Here is a 19,344-nt window from a genome sequence, read left to right on the forward strand (position 1 = left end):
CGGCCGAAGCCTCTATTGTGCGGCCGGCACCTGCGGGCCAGAAGGCTCGCCCTGGGGTCTCAGCTGATCCAGGATACCGCCTGAACCGCTCGGAGCGCCCTCGACCGGTGCGCCGTCCGTCGACGCCGGTGCGGCATCGAGGATTGAACTCGGAGCCTCTTCATTCTGGGCGATCAGGCTCAGCGTCAGCGATGTCGCGAAAAAAGCGACCGCCAGAACAGCGGTTGCGCGTGTCAGCACATTGGCCGTTCCACGGCTGGACATGAGGCCGCCACCGCCACCGCCGCCGCCGCCAATACCGAGCGCACCGCCTTCAGAGCGTTGCAGGAGGACAACAAGCACCAGGGCCAACACGACCATAAGGTGGATAACGATGACTACGGTTTCCATCGAATGCCATTCTATCTGAATTTCGGGTTTGGCGGCCTTCTACACCAGTCGGCGCGCGCTTTCTACCCTTCAATTGCGACTTCGCGATCAAAGCTTCAAGTCTGAAGCGGTCAGGAATATGCGGCGATGATGCCGAGAAAATCGTCGGCTTTCAGACTTGCCCCGCCGACAAGCGCTCCGTTTACATTGCTGACGGACATGAGTTCAGCCGCATTTGCCGGTTTGACGGACCCGCCGTAGAGCAGCTTCATTGAGCTTCCCTCGCCGCCGAAGCGCTCGGTCAGGATGTCGCGCATGGCGGTGTGCATTTCCTCGACATCTCCGGCAGTCGGCGTGAGTCCTGTGCCGATTGCCCAGACGGGTTCGTAGGCGATGACACTGTTTTCCGCCGTCGCACTGTCGGGCACGGAACCAGCAAGTTGCGTCCTGACAACCTCCAGCGCCTTGCCCGCCTTGCGTTCGGCCTCAGTTTCACCGACACAAATGATCGCCGTCAGGCCGGCCCGCCAGGCAGCCTGCGCCTTTGCGTTCACGTCGCCGTCGGTTTCGCCATGGTCCGTCCGGCGCTCGGAGTGCCCGACGATCACCGCTTGCGCGCCTGCATCCTTGAGCATCTCGGCGGAAATGTCTCCCGTGTGGGCACCGGATGCCGCCGGATGACAATCCTGCCCGCCGATACCCGGCGCACCCTTTCCCGAGATCTCCGCCAGCGCGGCGACAAGTGTTGCCGGCGCACAGATCATCGCGTCGACCGTATCGGCCATCTCGTCACCCAGACCTGCCTTCATCTTGTGAAACTCGGCGAGGCTGGCGCGCAGTCCGTTCATTTTCCAGTTGCCGGCCACAAGCGGCTTGATCTTGGCGCTCATCTGTTTTCGTCTCCCAGATACCCGATGGTTGGACTGGCGCTTATAGAGCAGATGCGCCACCGCGTTGCAATCACCTTGGTTTGAGGACCTCCCTTTCTTCTCCGAACTTTGTTCCCGACCGTCTTGCGAGGAAGCCGCCACCTCATTATGATCCGCCCGCCCCGGTCACAGCGGCCTGGTTAAGCGCCGGTTGGAACGGCCTTGGACAAAAAAATAAATGGAAGTCGTCATGCTTGACTCACTGCGCAAAGGCGCCGGCACCTGGGTTGCCAAACTGTTTATCGCATTGCTGATTTTTAGTTTCGCCATCTGGGGCGTCACCGACTTCCTGCAGGGATTCGGTCAGAACACCGCGGCCAAGGTCGGTGACACGGAAGTGAGCATTTTCGAGTTCGACCGGACGTACCGTCAGGACCTCAACCGGCTCGCCCAGCAATTCGGCCGCCCACTGACCGCGGAAGAAGGCGCAGCCCTCGGCATTCCGCAGCAGGCTCTCGGAAGATTGATCGCGGAAGCGGCCCTGAGCAACACGGCTCAGGACCTGAAACTCGGTGTCTCCGACCAGCGTCTTGCAACGCTGATCCAGTCGGATCCCGCCTTTCGCGGCGCGAGCGGACGTTACGAGCGCGCCAGGCTCGATCAGGTCCTGCGCGCCTACGGCTACCAGGAAGACGAATATGTCGTGCAGCGGCGGCAGACGGCGGAACGAAACCAGCTCTCCGAGGGCATTGCCGGAAGCCTGAGAGCTCCGGTCAGCTACCTCGAGGCCCTGTCCGCCTATCAGTTCGAAACGCGGACTGCCGACTATGTCCTTCTGACGGACGAAGCCATCGGAGCAATTGAAGACCCGACGGACCCGGCCCTGACGTCGTTCTTCGATGAAAACAAGTCAGATTTCCGCGCCCCCGAATATCGGGAAATCAAGATCCTCTCCCTGACGCCTGAAACGGTTGCCAGGCCCGATGACATCGCAGAGGAAGATGCCCGCTACGAATACGAGCAGCGTGCGGAACGGTATTTCCAGCCCGAGCGGCGCAAGGTGCGCCAGATGTCGTTTCCCTCCAGCGAAGCTGCTGCGGAAGCCGCCGTGGAGATCGAGGGCGGCAAGACCTTCGAAGACCTGATGACCGAACGCGGGCTGAGCAACAACGACGTGACCCTGGGCGTGATGTCCAAGGACGACTTTCTTGATGAAACGCTCGGCGACACGGCGTTTTCGCTCGGGGAAGGCGAAACCAGCGGCGCGGTGGAAGGCCGGTTTTCAACGGTCATTTTGAATGTCGAGGAAGTTCTGCCGGAGAGCACACGCCCCTATGAGGAAGTCAAGGACGAGATCATCCAGGATCTTGCGGCCGAACAGGCCGAACGCGAAATCCTCGACATGCTCGACGAGGTGGAAGACGCGCGCGCCGGCGGTGCCCTGCTCGACGAAGTCGGGGAGCGGTTCTCGCTGCCTGTCGAAACGCTTGCCGCCTTTGACCAGTCGGGCAAGTCGGTGTCCGGCAGCGATGTCGAGCTGCCCGAAGCCGAAGGCCTCCTTGCCGCCGTGTTTGAAAGCGACGTAGGGATTGAAAACGATGTGCTGCCTTTCGGAGACCAGGGATTTCTCTGGTACGAAGTCGACAACGTGATCCCGGAACGTGACCAGACCCTTGACGAGGTGCGGGAACAGGTCATCACGGCCTGGAAGGCGGACCAGATGAATACCCGCCTGAGTGAAAGGGCCGCGGACATCCAGGCAAGGCTTGAAGGGGGCACCCCCCTCGAAACGCTGGCCGGCGAAGCGGAACTCGAAGTCAAGCGCGCCGAAAACCTGGCCCGGAACGCACCGGCGGGCGATTTTGGTCCCGACGCCGTAACGGCGGTGTTTGGCGGCCCGGTCGGCACCAGTGCGGTCGCAACCTCCGCCGGTGGCCAGAGGATCGTCTTCAAGGTGGCCGAAGTCTCCGTTCCCGACTTCGATGCAACGTCGTCTGCCAACGCCACGCTCAATGACCAGCTGTCACAGCAGATGAGCGACTCGCTCCTTGGGCAGTTCATCACGGACCGCCAGAACGAGGCCGGCGTCGAGGTCAATCAGGCCGGTATTTCGCAGGCGATCGGTCTGAACCCGCAGTGACGTGACCCGGAACGGACGATGATCATGACGACATTCAAGGAATTCATTGCCAAGGTCGCCGATGGTCAGACGCTGACCCCGGACGAAGCCAGACAGGCTTTCGACGTTATTCTGTCGGGATCGGCCACGCCGTCGCAGCTGGGCGGGTTTCTGATGGCCCTGCGCGTACGCGGCGAGAGCACCGCGGAGGTGACGGGTGCGGTCGCGACAATGCGGTCCAAGATGCTGACGGTCGATGCACCGGCCGACGCGATCGATATCGTCGGCACTGGTGGCGACAGCTCCGGCAGCTACAATATTTCGACCTGCACGGCGATCGTTGTCGCCGGTTGCGGCGTCCCGGTCGCAAAACACGGCAACCGGTCCCTGTCTTCCAAGTCGGGAGCGGCGGAAGCCCTTTCCGAGCTCGGCGTCAATATCGACATCGCACCGCAGAAGATCTCCGACTGCATTCGCAAGGCGGGCATCGGCTTCATGTTCGCACCACTCCATCATGCGGCCATGAAGCATGTCGGTCCGACGCGCATGGAACTCGGTACGCGGACGATCTTCAACCTGCTGGGTCCGCTTTCCAACCCGGCAGGCGTCAAGCGTCAGATGGTCGGCGTTTTCGCGAAGAAGTGGCTCGGTCCGGTGGCCCATTCCCTGAAGGAGCTGGGATCGGAAAAAGCGTGGATCGTGCACGGCTCGGACGGGATGGACGAAATCACCACGACCGGCCCGACCCATGTCTGCGAACTCAAGGACGGGTCCGTGAACACGTTCGACATCTCGCCTGAGGATGCGGGGCTTCCGACGGCTCGGGCCGAAGACCTTAAAGGCGGACTACCGGCCGAAAACGCAAGAGCGTTGCGGGAGGTTCTTGCCGGCGCCAGGAACGCCTATCGCGACATCGTCCTGTTCAATTCAGCAGCGTCCCTCATGGTGGCCGACAAGGCACGGGACCTGAAGGAAGGTGTCGAAATGGCGGCAGCAAGCATTGACGACGGAACGTCGGCCGACACGCTGGAAAAGCTTGTCGCGGCATCGAACGGATAGGATCATGTCTGACATCCTTCAGAAAATAGAAGCCTACAAGCGGGAAGAAATCGCCGCTGCCAAGGCGGCCGTGCCGCTTGACGATCTCAGGGGCCGGATTGCCGATCAGGCGCCGCCGCGCGGCTTTCAGGCAGCCATCGAGGCAAAGCATGCCGCCGGTGACTATGCGCTGATTGCCGAAATCAAGAAGGCGAGCCCCTCCAAGGGCCTGATCCGGGAAGACTTTGATCCGCCGCTCCTTGCAAAGGCCTATGAAGACGGCGGAGCCGCGTGCCTGTCCGTCCTGACGGATGCGCCATCCTTCCAGGGAAAACCCGAATTTCTGACCGCGGCCCGGGCGGCAGTGTCCTTGCCCGCTTTGCGCAAGGATTTTCTCTATGACCCGTACCAGGTCTACGAGGCACGTGCATGGGGCGGAGACTGTATCCTGATCATCCTGGCTGCGGTTGACGACGACACTGCTCGGCAGCTGGAGGAAACGGCTTTCGGTCTGGACATGGACGTTCTTCTCGAGGTTCACAACCTGGAAGAACTTGAGCGCGCGCTCAAGCTTTCGTCCCGGCTGGTCGGCATCAACAACCGGAACCTGAAGACCTTCGAAACCAGGCTAGAGACGAGCGAGGACCTCGCCCCGAAAGTGCCCGGCGACCGCATCGTGGTCGGAGAATCGGGCTTGTTCACGCCCGGCGATCTCGCACGCATGAACAAGGTCGGAATTTCGACGTTCCTGATCGGCGAAAGCCTGATGCGCCAGAGCGATGTCGCCGGTGCCACGCGCAACCTGCTCGCCCGCACATCTGTTTCCGCGGCAGTCTGAGGCCTCATGTCCGAGCAAGATCAGAAACTCACGCATCTGGATGAGGCGGGCGCCGCCAACATGGTCGACGTGTCGCAAAAGGAAAGCACACACAGGATCGCTGTCGCGCGCGGTTCGGTCATAATGCGCGCCGAGACCCTTGACCTCATCCGGTCCGGCAACGCCAAGAAGGGCGATGTGATCGGAACCGCCAGGATCGCGGGCATTCTCGCGGCCAAGAAGACGCACGAGCTGATACCGCTCTGTCATCCCCTGATGCTGTCCAAGGTCAAAGTGGACATCGAACCCGACGACACGCTGCCCGGCCTGGTGGTGACGGCGACCACCAAGGTCAGCGGACAGACCGGTGTTGAAATGGAGGCGCTGACGGCCTGTTCGCTCACCTGCCTGACGATCTACGACATGGCCAAGGCCGTCGATCGCGGCATGGTCATCGGCGACATTCGCCTCGTGGAGAAGGCCGGCGGCAAATCCGGGCACTGGACGCTCGAAAGAGACGGCAGCGAAGGTGGAACCTGATGAGTCTCATGCCGGTTGCCGAGGCGCTGGAAAAGCTTCTCTCGGATGTCGATACGCTGGAATCCGAGTTCGCAACACTCGAACAGGCAAACGGCCGGACCCTTGCCGAGAACCTCGTGTCGAAACGGACGCAGCCGCCTTTCGCAGCCTCGGCAATGGACGGGTACGCAATCCGGCATGAGGATGTTGCTGACGGCGGCGCAGTTCTCGAAGTCATCGGTGAAGCACCTGCAGGCCATGGCTATTCCGGCAAGGTCGAACAGGGTCAGACCGTTCGCATCTTCACCGGTGCACCACTGCCCGATGGCGCTGACACGATCCTCATCCAGGAAAATGCGCAGCGGCAGGACGACCGCATTTCCGTTCTTGAGATCCCTCAGCAAGGTGCATATGTCCGCCCTGCAGGGCTCGACTTTCAGAAGGACCAGGTCCTTCTTGAGCCTCCGCTCAAGCTGACCTACCGCCACCTGGCGCTTGCAGCCGCGATGAACTATCCCGAAGTGCCGGTCGTGAGGCGGCCGAGCGTCGCGATCCTTGCCACCGGCGACGAGTTGGTGCGTCCGGGCACGGAACCCGGTCCGGACCAGATCATAGCGTCCAACCACGCCGGGATTGCCGGACTTGTCGAGGATTGCGGCGGCCTGCCCCTCGACCTCGGCATCTCGCCGGATGACCCTGTCGAACTTGCGCATCACGTGCGCAGGGCAATCACCGACAGAGCCGACATTCTGGTGACCCTCGGCGGAGCTTCGGTCGGAGATCACGATCTGGTCCAGGACGTCCTCGGCCAGGAAGGAATGGACCTTGCCTTCTGGCGTATCGCCATGCGCCCGGGCAAGCCGTTGATGGCGGGCAGGCTCGGAACCACAAGGGTGCTCGGTTTGCCCGGGAACCCCGTCTCAAGTCTTGTCTGCGGATTGCTGTTTCTCAAGCCCCTGATCCACAGGATGCTGGGATCCGCTTCCGGTGCGACCGCGCCAAGACAGGCGGTCCTGGGCGACGACCTGCCCGAAAACGACCGGCGTCAGGACTATGTTCGCTCCACATTGCACGAAGACGCCGACGGACGGCTTGTGGCAACGCCGTTTTCCAAGCAGGACAGCTCCATGCTGGCCCTTCTGGCAAGGTCCGGCGCGTTGATCGTCAGACCGCCGCACGCCCCGGCACTGAAGGCGGGGTCATCCGTGGACGTGCTCGTGCTCTGAAAAAAGGGAGGCCGGTCCGCCTCCCCTTGAACTTCATGCTGACGAAAAGGTGCTACCGCTCACGCATCGCGTGCGCGATCTGGTCGGTGACCGGTTTCACCAGATAGCTCAGGACCGTTCTGTCGCCGGTTTGCAGGAAGGTCTCCACCGGCATTCCCGGGACCAGCGTCTGAGAGCCGAGTTTCTCCAACTCCTCGTCGTCAATGATTAGTCTGGCAGTGTAAAAACTCAGGCCGGTCCGCTCGTCCTGCGTGAGGTCGGCCGCAAGCGTCAGGAGCTTCGCGTTGAGCTCCGGCGTTGTTCTCTGGTCGAAGCTCGGAAAACGGATTCGTGCTTCCTGCCCCGGCTGAAGCTGGTCGATATCGACGGGCTGCACCTGTGCTTCGATGATCAGCTGGTCCTCCCGCGGAACGATCTGCATCACCGTTTCACCCGGTGCGATTACGCCGCCGATGGTATGAACGGACAGCTGGTGCACGAAACCGCTGCGCGGCGCCACGATATCAACCCTTGTCAGCTCGTCCTCAGCGGCAATCTTCTGTTCTTCCAACTGGGCAATGCGCGAGCGTGCGTCCTGCAGTTGTTCGAGAACTTCGGCCCGGTAGGATTCCTCGATTTGAAGGATCTGGATCTGACGCTCGCTGATCGCCTCCCTTGTTCGCGCAATCTGCGCGATGAGATCGCCGTATTCGCCGGAAAGCCGCGCCTGTTCCCGGCGCAGGGCGGATACGCGGCTCTTGGAAACCAGCTGCTTGTTCAGGAGGCCGTCGAGATCCTCGAGTTCTTCCTTAATCAACTCGATCTCGGAATCCTTCGCCTCGACCTGAGCCTCCAGACCCTGGGTCTGCTTGTTGAACTGCCGGATCTGCTCTTCAAGCTGGTTCTTGCGCCCTTCCTTTGAATTCTGACGCGCTTCCAGCAACAGTTGCTGACCCCGTTCGATGTCGCCAAGGCTTTCGATGCGATCTTCGGGCCAGGAAATCGCTTTCAGTTCGTCTCGCTCTGCCTCCAGTCGCAGTTCCTGCGCGGTCAATTCCTGCAATTGCTTGGTGATCACGGCAAGGTTTGCTCGGGTAACCGTATCGTCGAGACTGAGCAGGAGGTCACCTGATGCGACCAGGTCACCGTCCCGCACCTTGATGTCGCGAACAATGCCGCCTTCCCGGTGCTGAACCTGCTTGATGTTGCTTTCCACCACGACCGTGCCGGAAGACACCACGGCACCCGAGATCTCGGTGAAGGTCGCCCACCCGCCGATACCGACAACCACGAAAATCGTGACAAACAGCGAGAAGAGAAGATGTTTGCGAACGGTCTTGCTGAGTTCCTCGTCCGCCGGGTTGGTTGCGGCAGCGTGTTTCATGGAATCTGAGTTTTTCATCGGGCCGCTCCTGCTCCCTGACGCATGGGCTGTACGGGTTGAACGACCTGCTTCAGCACGTCTTCCTTCGGACCGAATCCGGCCATCTTGCCATCCTTGAGGCACAGGATCTTGTCGACGGTCGCGATCGCGCTCGGCCTGTGGGCAATCACCACGACAATCGAGCCTTTTTCACGCATGGCCTTGATGGCGTTGGTCAATGCGCTTTCGCCGATCGCATCCAGATTGGAATTGGGTTCGTCGAGCACGACCAGAAACGGATTGTCGTAAAGAGCCCGCGCAAGCGCGAGACGTTGCCGCTGGCCGGCGGACAGGGAGCGCCCGCTCCGGCCGATGACCGTGTTGTATCCTTCCGGCAGCGCGACAATCATGTCGTGCACATCGGCCAGCTTGGCCGCCTCGATGATTTTCTCCGGTGCCGCATCTTCGCGGAAGCGGCCAATGTTTTCCGCGATTGTTCCGTCGAAGAGCTGCAGATCCTGCGGCAGATAGCCGATGAATTCGCCGCGCTTCTTGCTTTCCCATTGTGAAAGCTCGGCACCATCGAACCGGATGACGCCGCGAAGCGGCGTCGTCACACCGACCAGTGCCCGCGCAAAGGTCGACTTCCCGGATCCCGAGGGACCAATGACACCAAGACCGTCACCGGCCTGGAGATCCAGGGTGACATTCTGGACATAAGGCGTCGTCTCGCCGAAAGGACCGCAAAAGACCTGTTCGACCGTGATTCCCTTTGTCGGTTGCGGCAGATCCATCTTGGGATCTTCCGCCTCGGAGATCTGCAGGATCTCCCGCAGGCGGCGCAGGGCCTGGCGGCTGGCGACAAAGCCGCGCCACTGGGCAACGGCCTGCTCGATCGGTGCCAGCGCACGCGAGGTCATGATAGACGCGGCAATCATCACGCCCGGTGTGATTTCCTGTTGGATGGCAAGCCACGCGCCGACCGCCAGAATCGCAGATTGCAGAATGAAGCGGATGGTCTTGATCGCCGTGCCGAAAACACCTGTCGTGTCCGAAGCCCGCCGTTGCGTCGCCAGATACTCAGTGTTCTGTGCATCCCAGCGGGCGGTCAGGGTCGATTGCATGCCCATTGCGGCGACGACTTCGGCATTGCGCTGGCCGCTCTCAACGACCGCCGTCCTGCGGCCCGATTGGCCGGCTGCATCCTCGGTCGGTCCGCGGGACATGTACTCGTTCGCGACGATCAGGATCGAGATGATAATCGCACCGGCCAGTCCGACAGCTCCCAGCAACGGGTGAAACAGGAACACGATGCCCAGGTAAAGCGGCAGCCAGGGGATGTCGAAAATGGCAGCCGGACCAGGCCCGGACAGGAACTGCCGGATCGTGTCGAGATCCTGCACCGGCCGCAGGCGCGCGGACTTGCGTCCAAGCCGCACCGGAAGGCTGTTGGAGACCTTGTAGACGATGCCTGAAAGCCTGGCATCCACGCGTTGCCCGAGACGGGACAGGATGCGTCCGCGCACCCCTTCCAATATTCCGTAGAACACGTAAAGAACGATTGCCAGCGAACCGATCACCACAAGTGTGGGAACCGAACCGCTTGCAAGAACGCGGTCATAAATCTGAAGCATGAACACCGGGCCGGTGAGCATCAGGATGTTGATGACGAAGCTGACGACCGCCACACCCCAGAATGCTGATCGGATGGGCCGGAAAGCAACCGCGACGGGATTTTCCCGTCGTCCACCGGCTTTTGGAGCCCGTTGATTTGATACCGCCATTTAAACCTCTGTCCCGCCTTACGGCCGAATGCCGCCCGATGTTCTGGTCACCCCTGTGTCCTTATGCATCCATTAGACGAATTTGTGTTCCTTTATGGGCCAAAAAATATGGTTTTCCCAAACTCACTCATCGTTCTAGCACAAACCGAATTCTAGTTTCGTCGTCTATATCACACTTAGGTTGGGTCTTTCATGAATTCGCGGTAACAACCGAGAGCCCGGCTCGTATACGAACCGGGCTCTCCAAAGGATGACGTTTTGTCTGTTTTGTCAGCCGGCTTTCTGGACGGCGCGTTTGGCCATGACGGTGACGAGGTTTGCGCGGTAGTGGGCCGAGCCGTGGATGTCGCTCAGCATGGAGCCTGAATCCACCTGGATGCCTGCGACCGCGTCCGGCGACCAGTTCGATGCCAGCGCCGCTTCCATGCCGTCGACCCGGAAGACGCCGTAGTGGCCCGCCCCGGTCACCGCCACCCGCACCGAGCCGTCCCGGTGCCTGGCCACATAGACCCCCGCCATCGCATAGCGCGAGGCCGGGTTCGGGTATTTGGCATAGGCCCCCTTCTCGATCAGCGGGAACGTCACCGACACCACGATCTCGTCCTCGTCCAGCGCCGTGTCGAACATGCCCACGAAGAAGTCTTCGGCGCTGAGCGAGCGCTTGCTCGTCACCACCGTCGCCCCCAGCGCCACAAGCGCCGCCGGATAGTCCGCGGCCGGGTCGTTGTTGGCGATCGAACCCCCGATCGTGCCCATGTGGCGCACCGCCGGATCGCCGATGCCGCCCGCAAGTCCGGCAAGGCTCGGAAGTTTGGAACGCACCAGATCAGACGCGGCAACCTCCGCATGCGTCGTCGCCGCCCCGATCGACAGGCTGCCATCGCCCTCGCAGATTCCGTTCATCTCCGCGATCTTCGTCACATCGACAAGATCGCTCGGCGACGCAAGACGCTGCTTCATCGTCGGCAGAAGCGTCTGGCCGCCGCCAAGAACCTTGCCGTCCTCAGCCTTCGACATCAGATCCGATGCCTCGGCAACCGAACCGGCGCGGTGATACGTTGTTTCATACATGACGGGTCTCCCCAAAATCTCACTGTCAGATGACCGGGCAGGCAACGCCTGCCCGAAGAACGTTTCTCTTCGACCTTATTCGGCCGCCTGCTTCTCCTGCGACTGGCACAGCTGCCACACCTTCTCAGGCGTTGCAGGCATCGTCAGGTCGTTCGACCCGATCGCATCCGTGATCGCGTTGATCACCGCCGGCGGCGACCCGATCGCTCCGGCCTCCCCGCACCCCTTCATGCCAAGCGGATTGCCCGGGCACAGCGTCTCGTGCGTCGACAGGCTGAACGAGGGAACATCGTCCGCACGCGGCATCGTGTAGTCCATGTAGGACGCCGTCAGAAGCTGGCCGCTCTCGTCATAGGCCGCGTTCTCAAGAAGCGCCTGGCCGATCCCCTGGACAAGACCCCCGTGAACCTGACCTTCCACGATCATCGGGTTGATCACCTTGCCGAAGTCATCCGCCGCAACGAAGCTCACGATCTCCGTCTTGCCCGTCTCAGGGTCGACCTCAACCTCGCACACATAGGTGCCCGCCGGGAACGTGAAGTTGGACGGGTCGTAGAACGCCCCCTCCTTCAGACCCGGCTCCATGCCCTCGGGTAGATTGTGCGCCGTATAGGCCGCAAGCGCCACTTCCGTGAACGACAGCTTCTTGTCCGTGCCCGCGACCTTCAGCTCGCCCCCCTCGATCTGGATGTCGCCTTCCGACGCCTCCATCAGATGCGCCGCGATCTTCTTCGCCTTGTCCTCGACCTTGTCCAGCGCCTTCACGATCGCAGACATGCCCACAGCCCCGGACCGCGACCCGTAGGTCCCCATCCCGAACTGAACCTTGTCCGTGTCCCCGTGAACGATCGACACCGCGTCGCTGTCAAGACCGAACCGCTCGCAGATCAGCTGCGCGAACGTCGTCTCATGGCCCTGGCCATGGCTGTGAGAGCCCGTCAGAACCTCGACCGTCCCCACAGGGTTCACCCGCACCTCGGCAGATTCCCAAAGACCGACACCGGCCCCCAGGGACCCCACCGCCGCCGACGGTGCAATCCCGCACGCCTCGATGTAGCAGGAAAGACCGATCCCCCGCAGCTTGCCCCGGGACGCAGCCTCCGCCTTGCGCGCCGCAAAGCCCGCATAGTCGGCTGCCGACAGCGCCGCATCCAGCGTCGCGTCATAATCGCCCGCGTCGTAGCACATGATCACGGGCGTCTGGTGCGGGAACTCCCGCACGAAGTTCTTGCGCCGGAAGTCCGCAGGCGAAAGACCCACCTCCCGCGCAGCCGTCTCCATGATCCGCTCAAGAAGATACGTCGCCTCCGGACGGCCCGCGCCCCGGTACGCATCCACCGGCGTCGTGTTGGTATAGACCGTCTTCACATTCGCGTGGATCGCCGGAATGTTGTACTGGCCCGACAACAGCGTCGCATAGAGATAGGTCGGAACCGAAGACGAGAACAGCGACATGTAAGCGCCCAGATTGGCAACCGTCTTCACACGAAGACCGACAATCCTGTTGTCCGCGTCAAGCGCAAGCTCCGCCTCCGACACGTGGTCGCGCCCGTGCGCATCCGTCAGGAACGCTTCCGTCCGGTCCGACACCCACTTCACGGGACGGCCAACACGCTTGGACGCCCAAAGGCACACCATCTCTTCCGGATAGATGTAGATCTTCGACCCGAAGCCGCCGCCCACATCCGGCGCAATCACACGAAGCTTGTGCTCCGGCGCGACATTGTAGAACGCAGACAGCACAAGGCGCGCAACATGCGGGTTCTGCGAGGTCGTGTAGAGCGTGTGATGCTCTTCCGCATCGTCGTAGCTGGCAAGCGCTGCCCGCGGCTCCATCGGGTTCGGAACAAGACGGTTGTTGCGGATCTCCATCTTCGTCACATGCGCCGCGCCCGCAAACGCCGCATCAACCGCCGCAGCATCCCCGATCTCCCAGTCGTAGATCAGGTTGCCTTCCGCCTCAGGGTGGATCTGCGGTGCACCAGGCGCAAGCGCGGCAACACCGTCAACAACAGCCGGAAGCTCCTCATAATCGACAACAACCGCATCCGCCGCATCGCGCGCCTGCGCAGCCGTATCGGCAACAACAACCGCAACAGCCTGGCCAACATGGCGCACAACCTCGGGCTCAAGCGCCCGCCAGCCGCCCATCTTCATCGGCGTGCCGTCCTTGGAATGGATCATCCAGCCGCAGATCAGGTTGCCGATCCCGTCGCCGACAAGCTGGTCCCCCGTCAGGACCGCATCCACACCCGGCATCGCAAGCGCCGCGCTCGCATCAATCCCCGTCACCTTCGCATGCGCATGCGGCGAGCGCACAAACGCCGCGTGACCCATCCCGGGAAGAACCATGTCGTCCGTATACCGGCCCTTGCCCGTTATGAAGCGCTTGTCTTCCTTGCGAAGCGCACGTGCGCCAATCCCCTCAATCGCCATCTTCTCTCTCCCAAAACCAAAATCCGGAAACGCGCACCAGACAAACGCACCCTCTCCTCAAAGGCCTCGCAAACCGGGCGGTCCCGCCGTCTCAAAAGCGCGGAAAAACCGCACTCAAAACAAACCAGAAAACCCCTACTCGGCCGCCTGCGCCATCCCGGCCATCTGGTCCGACGCCGCCTTGATCGCCTTGACGATGTTGTGATAGCCCGTGCACCGGCAGATGTTGCCCTCAAGCTCGTCACGGATCGTCGCCTCGTCCAGATTGCCCGCACCGTGACGGTTGATCATGTCAACCGCGCTCATGATCATCCCAGGCGTGCAAAAACCGCACTGAAGACCATGATGCTCCCGGAACGCCGCCTGAACAGGATGAAGCGAATCCGCAGAACCGATCCCCTCAAGCGTCACAACCTCAGAACCCTCAGCCTGCGCAGCAAGCAACGTGCACGACTTAACCGCCTTCCCGTCAACATGAACAACACACGCACCGCATTGCGACGTGTCACAACCAACATGCGTCCCAGTCAGACCACGAACATCCCGAATAAAAGAAACAAGCAACGTCCGGTCCTCAACATCAGCAGACACAGACTTACCGTTCAAAACCATCGATACCTTCGACATAAATTCCTCTCCCTCGTCAAAGCAGCAAACGCGTCATTACGGCGTCATTCTTTTCCCAAAGCGGTCCTTGCCGATGCCAGGTTGCAAGGCCTTCATCAAATCAATCTGTTGCAACGGGGTCAACTTGCAAGAGCCAGGACCAGGATAAGCACGCCCAAGAGCGCCAGCCCCCACACCATCGGCCCGCCAAAGGCACTGCGGCCCGCAGCAACCTCGAGATTTTCCTCAGCCTTTTGCAGCGTCTCCTCGACGGCATGCTCGGCCTCCTCAATCGCATGAAGCACCTCGCCCGGCGTCTCTTCGATCGCTATTCTCTTGGCTTCTTCCGCAACCCCGGCATCCAGTTCGTCGTCGGCAACAGGCTCGTCCGGTGCAGGTTGCGCAGGTGATCCGACCTGTTCGGTGAACTTGCTGAAGAAATCTTCCGCCATCTTCCGGGCGGTTGAATCCACCAGACGGCTGCCAAGCTGGGCCAGCTTGCCGCCGACCTGCGCCTTGGCTTCATAGGTGAGCACGGTTTCATCGCCTTCTTCAGACAGCTTGACGTCAGCCGATCCCTTGGCAAACCCGGCAACGCCGCCCTTGCCCTCGCCCACGATCGTGTAACTCTCCGGCGGATTGGTATTCTCCAGCGTCACCGCGCCCTTGAACTTCGCCTTGACCGGTCCGATCTTCGTCGTCACCGCCGCGTTCATTTCCGTGTCGGATGTCTTTTCCAGGCTCTCGCAGCCCGGTATGCAGGCCTTCAGGATCTCCGGATCGTTGAGCGCCTTCCAGACGTCTTCTCTTTTTGCCGGGATCCGGCGGGTGCCGCTCATATCCATCTTGTTTCTCCCTCTCAACCTTAGCGCAGCCTTGCCGGTTGCCCAACTCGCCCTGCCGGAGCGCATAGCGCGTGAACAGAAGAGCAAACCTATGAGAGCCTGCTTTGCTTCGAATTTCAATCACTTATCGCGGCAATGGAGGAAAAGGCGGGCGCTATTGCCCACCGCCTGGCACAATCGTCTGCAATCAGGCCGAATTTGCCGGTGGTTCGTTTGCGCCTCTTTAGCCGGCCGCGAGATCCGGACAGTTGGAAGCGGTCACGAAGGCGTCCAGTCCCGAACTGGGAAGGGGCTTCGAAAAGAGATATCCCTGCAGAAAATCGCACTCCAGCTCCTGCATGATTTTCCGCTGCTCGGCCGTTTCCACGCCTTCGGCCGTGATACTCAGATCGAGTGCCTTGGCAACGGCGATGATGGATCTCACCACGGCCAGAGCATCCGGATCCTGCTCCATGTTCATGATGAAGCTGCGGTCGATCTTGATGCCGTCCAGCGGCAGTTTTCGCAAGTAGCTGAAGGAAGAGTACCCGGTTCCGAAATCATCGATCACCACCTTCGCGCCCTTGTTCCGCAGCCAGGTCAGCACGGAAAGGGTCACCTGATCGTTGTTGACGAAGAGGCCTTCGGTGACTTCGAACACCAGCCGGTCCAGACCCAGGCCCGCCGATGCCGCCGCGTCCTCGATATCCTTGTAGATCCGGCCGGCCTGAACCTGCCTCGGCGACAAGTTGACATTCAGTCTGACACGCTCGGAAACACCTTTTAGGGAGCTGAATTCTGAGAACGCAGACCTGAACATCCATGCCCCGATCTCGACGATCAGCCCGCTTGTTTCCGCTGCCTCGATCATCCGCATCGTGTTCAAGGTTGCCCCCGAAGCAGTCCGGAACCGCATCAGGGCCTCGAAGGCGGCGATGCTTTCGTCGGACGCCTGCATGATCGGCTGGTAGCTGAGCGAAAACTCCGCCTGGGCTCCCTTTCCCGTCAGGAGTGAAGCCAATCGCAATCTCTCCAGTGCCGCCTCCTGCATGAGCGGGTGGAAAACAGCGTGGTTCGTGAGTCCCTTCTGCCTGACATCGTTCAGCGCGATCGACGCATGCCGCACGATCTCCTCGGCACTGTGCTCACCTTCATCGGCGGTCGCGATCCCGCATCTCAGTTTCAGTGAAATCTGGTTCTCGTCGATGGCGATCGGTTCCTGGAAGGATTCCTCGATCCTTGCAACGATGTCCTGGATTCTGACCTCCAGCCCCCCTCTCAAAAGAATGAGGAACTCGTCTTTTTCCTTGCGCGCGATTGCGAGCGCATCCGGAAACGTCTGCGACAACCGGTGCCCGGTCTGTTTCAGAACCGCCGCGGCCTTTTCGTCTCCGATGCCGTCGACAATAAAGCGGAAACGCTGGATATCGCAATGGATCACCAGCAGAGGATGTTCGGCTGCTGCCTGGCTCTGGAATGCCTCCAGAAATCCGGAAAAAGTCGATTGCCCAGTCGTGCGGTCGACATAGGCAAGGTTGCGAATATGCTCCAGCAGTCCCGTCTTCTCGTAGCCAAGCGCAACATTGGATACAAACAGACGAATAATCTCCGACCCGATTTTTTCATTCAGGGTGGCAAGCGGCAATCCGATGAACAGGGCTCCGGAGAGCCCGTTTCTCGTGATCAGCGGCAACGCGACACCGTGGGACGTGGAATATTCGGTCTTGTTGACAATGCACTCCGAAACGCACTTGCGGACCAGGTCTTCGCCGATAACATCGAGAGGCAGATCCAGCTTGTCCTCAAACGCGCCCGAAGCAGCCAGGACCCGCACGTTCGAAACGCCGGCAGAGCCGGGCTGGGAAAGGGATTCCAGCCCGCATAACAGTCCGTCGACCGGCTCTCCGGCGAGGTCCGAGAAATTCTCCAGCACGAGCGCCGCGAATTCGCTCAAGGCGTTCTTCTCGACGATGGCGGACAATTGCGTGTTCAGTTGCTTCAGCCGTTGCCGATTGGTCTCCAGGGACAGAACGAGCTTATAGCCGCGCAACGCGGTAACGATCGCCGTGATGAGTTTTGTGCGCGAAAGCTCCGCCTTTTCGGCGTAACCGTCCACGTCGAACTTCATGATCACGTCTGTCTGCGGCGCGTATCCCGGCTGTCCGGTCCGCAGGATCAGACGCGTGAAACTGTTTCCGAGTTCCGACCTGATCCAGCTCACGAGCCCCAGACCGGCCGTATCGTTCTCCATCACCACGTCGATAAGCGCGACGGCGATGTCATCGTGTTCTGACAGGCACGCGCGCGCTTCCTCGGCGGACAACGCGTGCAGGAGTTCAAACGGGCGGTCCTCGAAGTCGCATCCGTCCACCGCGATCCGCGTGACATCGTGAACATCGGGATCATCGTCGACGACGAGTATTTTCCAGGGAGACTTTGCAACCCGGTTTGTTTGCGATTTGGGTGGGACCAGAAAATCCATGCTCATTTACGGCACCTGCACCCCGGTTTCCTGCCCGCCCCGCTCCGGTGCCTTCAACGGGATCTCGATCGAGAACTCCGTCCCCGCGCCCACCTTCGACACGACCGACATCGATCCGTTCAGGGCCTCGGTGACCAACTGGTAGCAGATGGCCATGCCAAGCCCCGAACTTCCCTTGCCGAATTTCGTTGTGAAGAACGGCTCAAACACCTTCTTGAGATTTTTCTCCGGGATCCCCACGCCAAAGTCCTTGCACCGCAATTGTATTTTTTTCTCGTGCTGCCGCGCAGCCCCGCCACCACGCACGTCCTGAACGCACGTTTGAATCCGGATTTCGCCGGTATTTCTGCCTTCATACCCGTGCTTGATCGCATTCTCCACAAGGTTGGAAAGCACCTGGCTCACCGCTCCGGGGTAGCCTTCGAGGACAACATCCGCGTCCAGTTTCAGATCCAGGTCGAACGATGTCTTCTTCAGGGTCGGCTGAAGCGTCGCCAGCGTCTCGCGGACAATGTGGTCGAAATTGAACGAACGCATTTTCTCACTTTGCCGGTCGACGGCAACCTGCCTGAAGTTTCCGACGAGGTCCCGCGCACGGCCAAGGGTCTTTTCGATAATATCCGCCGTGTCCCCGATCCGCTGAATTTCGTTTTCAAGAGCTTCTTTACTCAGGCTTTGATTGTCGAGCTCGGTCCGGAGATACGCCGTGGAATCGTTGATCGTCGTTGCAGCCATCAGCGCGTTTCCGAGTGGCGTGTTCAACTCATGTGAAACGCCTGCCACGAGCGCGCCGAGAGCGGCAAGATTGTCGGCCTGAATCAGCTCCTCCTGAACCAGCTTGAGCTGTTCCGTCCGGCGCGCGACGAGCTCTTCCAGATTGGTCTGATATTCCTGGATCTTCTGCAGGTCATGATGTCTGCGCTGAACCATCGATTGCAGGCTTGATGCCAGAATACCGATCTCGTCCTCCCGCCCGGGCATGAGCTTCGTGTCGGGCGGGTTTTCGATCAGGCGCGGCGTCGAAAGATAGGCAACGATGTCCGTCAGCGGCCGGCCGATCAGCCGTTTGAACACCGCGCGGATCACGACCGTGAGCAAAAGCAGATAAACGACGATGGCCGCCACGATGTAACCGACCGTCGCGAAGATCTCTTGCGAGATGGTATTCCTGTCTATGAGAATGAAAACCTGGCCGATCGCATCCTTGTGCAAGATGGTACTCGGCGACTGCAGGGTATAGCTAAGCGCTTCGGAACGGCGCGGCCCGGTCACGGGCTCGCCGAAATTCCCGGTGTCGGGTGTCTCGACCCAGACCCGCTCGACCACTTCGAGACTTTCCAGTCCGCGGATCAGCTGGAGTGTCGCTTCCGCATTGACGGTCCAGATGGCACGTTCGAAGGGGCGCTTTGTGGCTTCAAAAAACGCTTCCGTCACGCGGATGGCGCGCGCGTGGGACGCGTCCCACGTTATCTTTGTCAGGACGCCTATGAAAATGATGCCGAGAATTGCAAACAAACCAAGCGTATAGAGGATGAATGTCCGGGACAAACTGACCCGGCCCACCTTTTTCGGAGCATATGGCAACGACGCACTGCCGCTAACACTCAAGATGCCTACCTCTAGACTGGTCGTGACACTGTCGGGAAACGGGATACGCACCGGCCCGGTCGTGCACCTGAGTCTTCAGGCAAGTCACATCACGCCATACCGGTTCACACCCCAACCCCGACTACAGATTTTGCGTAGGTTTTCTAAATTTTCCATAAAAATCAATTGTAAATTAAAACAGTCAAAGCCGCCTTTTTTAATACCGATGACTTCATCCGCCGCTAAAAAAAGGTC

At 60.5% G+C, this 19,344-nt stretch carries 15 protein-coding genes; 5 read left to right on the forward strand and 10 right to left on the reverse strand.

From position 1 onward, the window contains the following. Positions 1-12 precede the first annotated feature (12 nt). Positions 13-390 (reverse strand): preprotein translocase subunit SecG, encoded by a 378-nt coding sequence (gene secG, locus ACO07N_RS22435; protein WP_421983156.1) that lies wholly within the window; start codon positions 388-390, stop codon positions 13-15. 110 nt (positions 391-500) lie between these two features. Further along, entirely contained in the window at positions 501-1,259 is a 759-nt protein-coding gene (gene tpiA, locus ACO07N_RS22440; protein ID WP_421983157.1) for a triose-phosphate isomerase, read from the reverse strand. A gap of 229 nt (positions 1,260-1,488) precedes the next feature. On the opposite strand from tpiA, the gene ACO07N_RS22445 reads away from it, so the two are divergent. The 5 genes from ACO07N_RS22445 to glp are packed head-to-tail and all read left to right on the forward strand — an operon-like array spanning position 1,489 to position 6,957. Continuing rightward, on the forward strand, positions 1,489-3,378 hold the full coding sequence (locus ACO07N_RS22445; RefSeq protein WP_421983158.1) for a SurA N-terminal domain-containing protein: 1,890 nt from the start codon (positions 1,489-1,491) through the stop codon (positions 3,376-3,378). A gap of 24 nt (positions 3,379-3,402) precedes the next feature. Continuing rightward, a complete protein-coding gene (gene trpD, locus ACO07N_RS22450) occupies positions 3,403-4,416 on the forward strand; it encodes an anthranilate phosphoribosyltransferase (protein ID WP_421983159.1) in 1,014 nt (337 codons plus the stop codon). Position 4,417: 1 nt separating this feature from the next. Continuing rightward, positions 4,418-5,233, forward strand: a complete 816-nt coding sequence (trpC, locus tag ACO07N_RS22455) for an indole-3-glycerol phosphate synthase TrpC (RefSeq protein ID WP_421984478.1) — start codon at positions 4,418-4,420, stop codon at positions 5,231-5,233. Positions 5,234-5,239: 6 nt separating this feature from the next. Next, positions 5,240-5,752 (forward strand): cyclic pyranopterin monophosphate synthase MoaC, encoded by a 513-nt coding sequence (gene moaC, locus ACO07N_RS22460; RefSeq protein WP_421983160.1) that lies wholly within the window; start codon positions 5,240-5,242, stop codon positions 5,750-5,752. Further along, positions 5,752-6,957: a gephyrin-like molybdotransferase Glp gene (gene glp / locus ACO07N_RS22465; protein ID WP_421983161.1), complete on the forward strand. Its 1,206-nt coding sequence runs from the start codon at positions 5,752-5,754 to the stop codon at positions 6,955-6,957. The genes moaC and glp overlap by 1 nt, the downstream gene beginning before the upstream one ends. A gap of 52 nt (positions 6,958-7,009) precedes the next feature. On the opposite strand, the gene ACO07N_RS22470 is transcribed toward glp, so the two are convergent. The 8 genes from ACO07N_RS22470 to ACO07N_RS22505 form a co-directional block, all read right to left on the reverse strand. Then, positions 7,010-8,338 (reverse strand): HlyD family type I secretion periplasmic adaptor subunit, encoded by a 1,329-nt coding sequence (locus ACO07N_RS22470; protein WP_421983162.1) that lies wholly within the window; start codon positions 8,336-8,338, stop codon positions 7,010-7,012. Continuing rightward, positions 8,335-10,083 carry a type I secretion system permease/ATPase gene (locus ACO07N_RS22475; RefSeq protein ID WP_421983163.1) on the reverse strand — a complete coding sequence of 583 codons (1,749 nt, stop codon included), beginning with the start codon at positions 10,081-10,083 and terminating at the stop codon, positions 8,335-8,337. Before ACO07N_RS22475 ends, ACO07N_RS22470 begins: the two co-directional genes overlap by 4 nt. Positions 10,084-10,353: 270 nt before the next feature. Then, on the reverse strand, positions 10,354-11,154 hold the full coding sequence (locus ACO07N_RS22480; protein WP_421980781.1) for an FAD binding domain-containing protein: 801 nt from the start codon (positions 11,152-11,154) through the stop codon (positions 10,354-10,356). A gap of 75 nt (positions 11,155-11,229) precedes the next feature. Beyond that, positions 11,230-13,590, reverse strand: a complete 2,361-nt coding sequence (locus tag ACO07N_RS22485) for a xanthine dehydrogenase family protein molybdopterin-binding subunit (RefSeq protein ID WP_421983164.1) — start codon at positions 13,588-13,590, stop codon at positions 11,230-11,232. Between the two features lie 135 nt (positions 13,591-13,725). Beyond that, positions 13,726-14,217: a (2Fe-2S)-binding protein gene (locus ACO07N_RS22490; protein ID WP_421980779.1), complete on the reverse strand. Its 492-nt coding sequence runs from the start codon at positions 14,215-14,217 to the stop codon at positions 13,726-13,728. A gap of 119 nt (positions 14,218-14,336) precedes the next feature. Continuing rightward, entirely contained in the window at positions 14,337-15,041 is a 705-nt protein-coding gene (locus ACO07N_RS22495) for an SRPBCC family protein (RefSeq protein ID WP_421983165.1), read from the reverse strand. Between the two features lie 223 nt (positions 15,042-15,264). Further along, positions 15,265-17,508: a putative bifunctional diguanylate cyclase/phosphodiesterase gene (locus ACO07N_RS22500; RefSeq protein WP_421983166.1), complete on the reverse strand. Its 2,244-nt coding sequence runs from the start codon at positions 17,506-17,508 to the stop codon at positions 15,265-15,267. Next, entirely contained in the window at positions 17,509-19,050 is a 1,542-nt protein-coding gene (locus tag ACO07N_RS22505; protein WP_421983167.1) for a sensor histidine kinase, read from the reverse strand. Positions 19,051-19,344: the final 294 nt, after the last annotated feature.

It is taken from the genome of Roseibium sp., assembly GCF_965229775.1.
Classification (GTDB): domain Bacteria; phylum Pseudomonadota; class Alphaproteobacteria; order Rhizobiales; family Stappiaceae; genus Roseibium.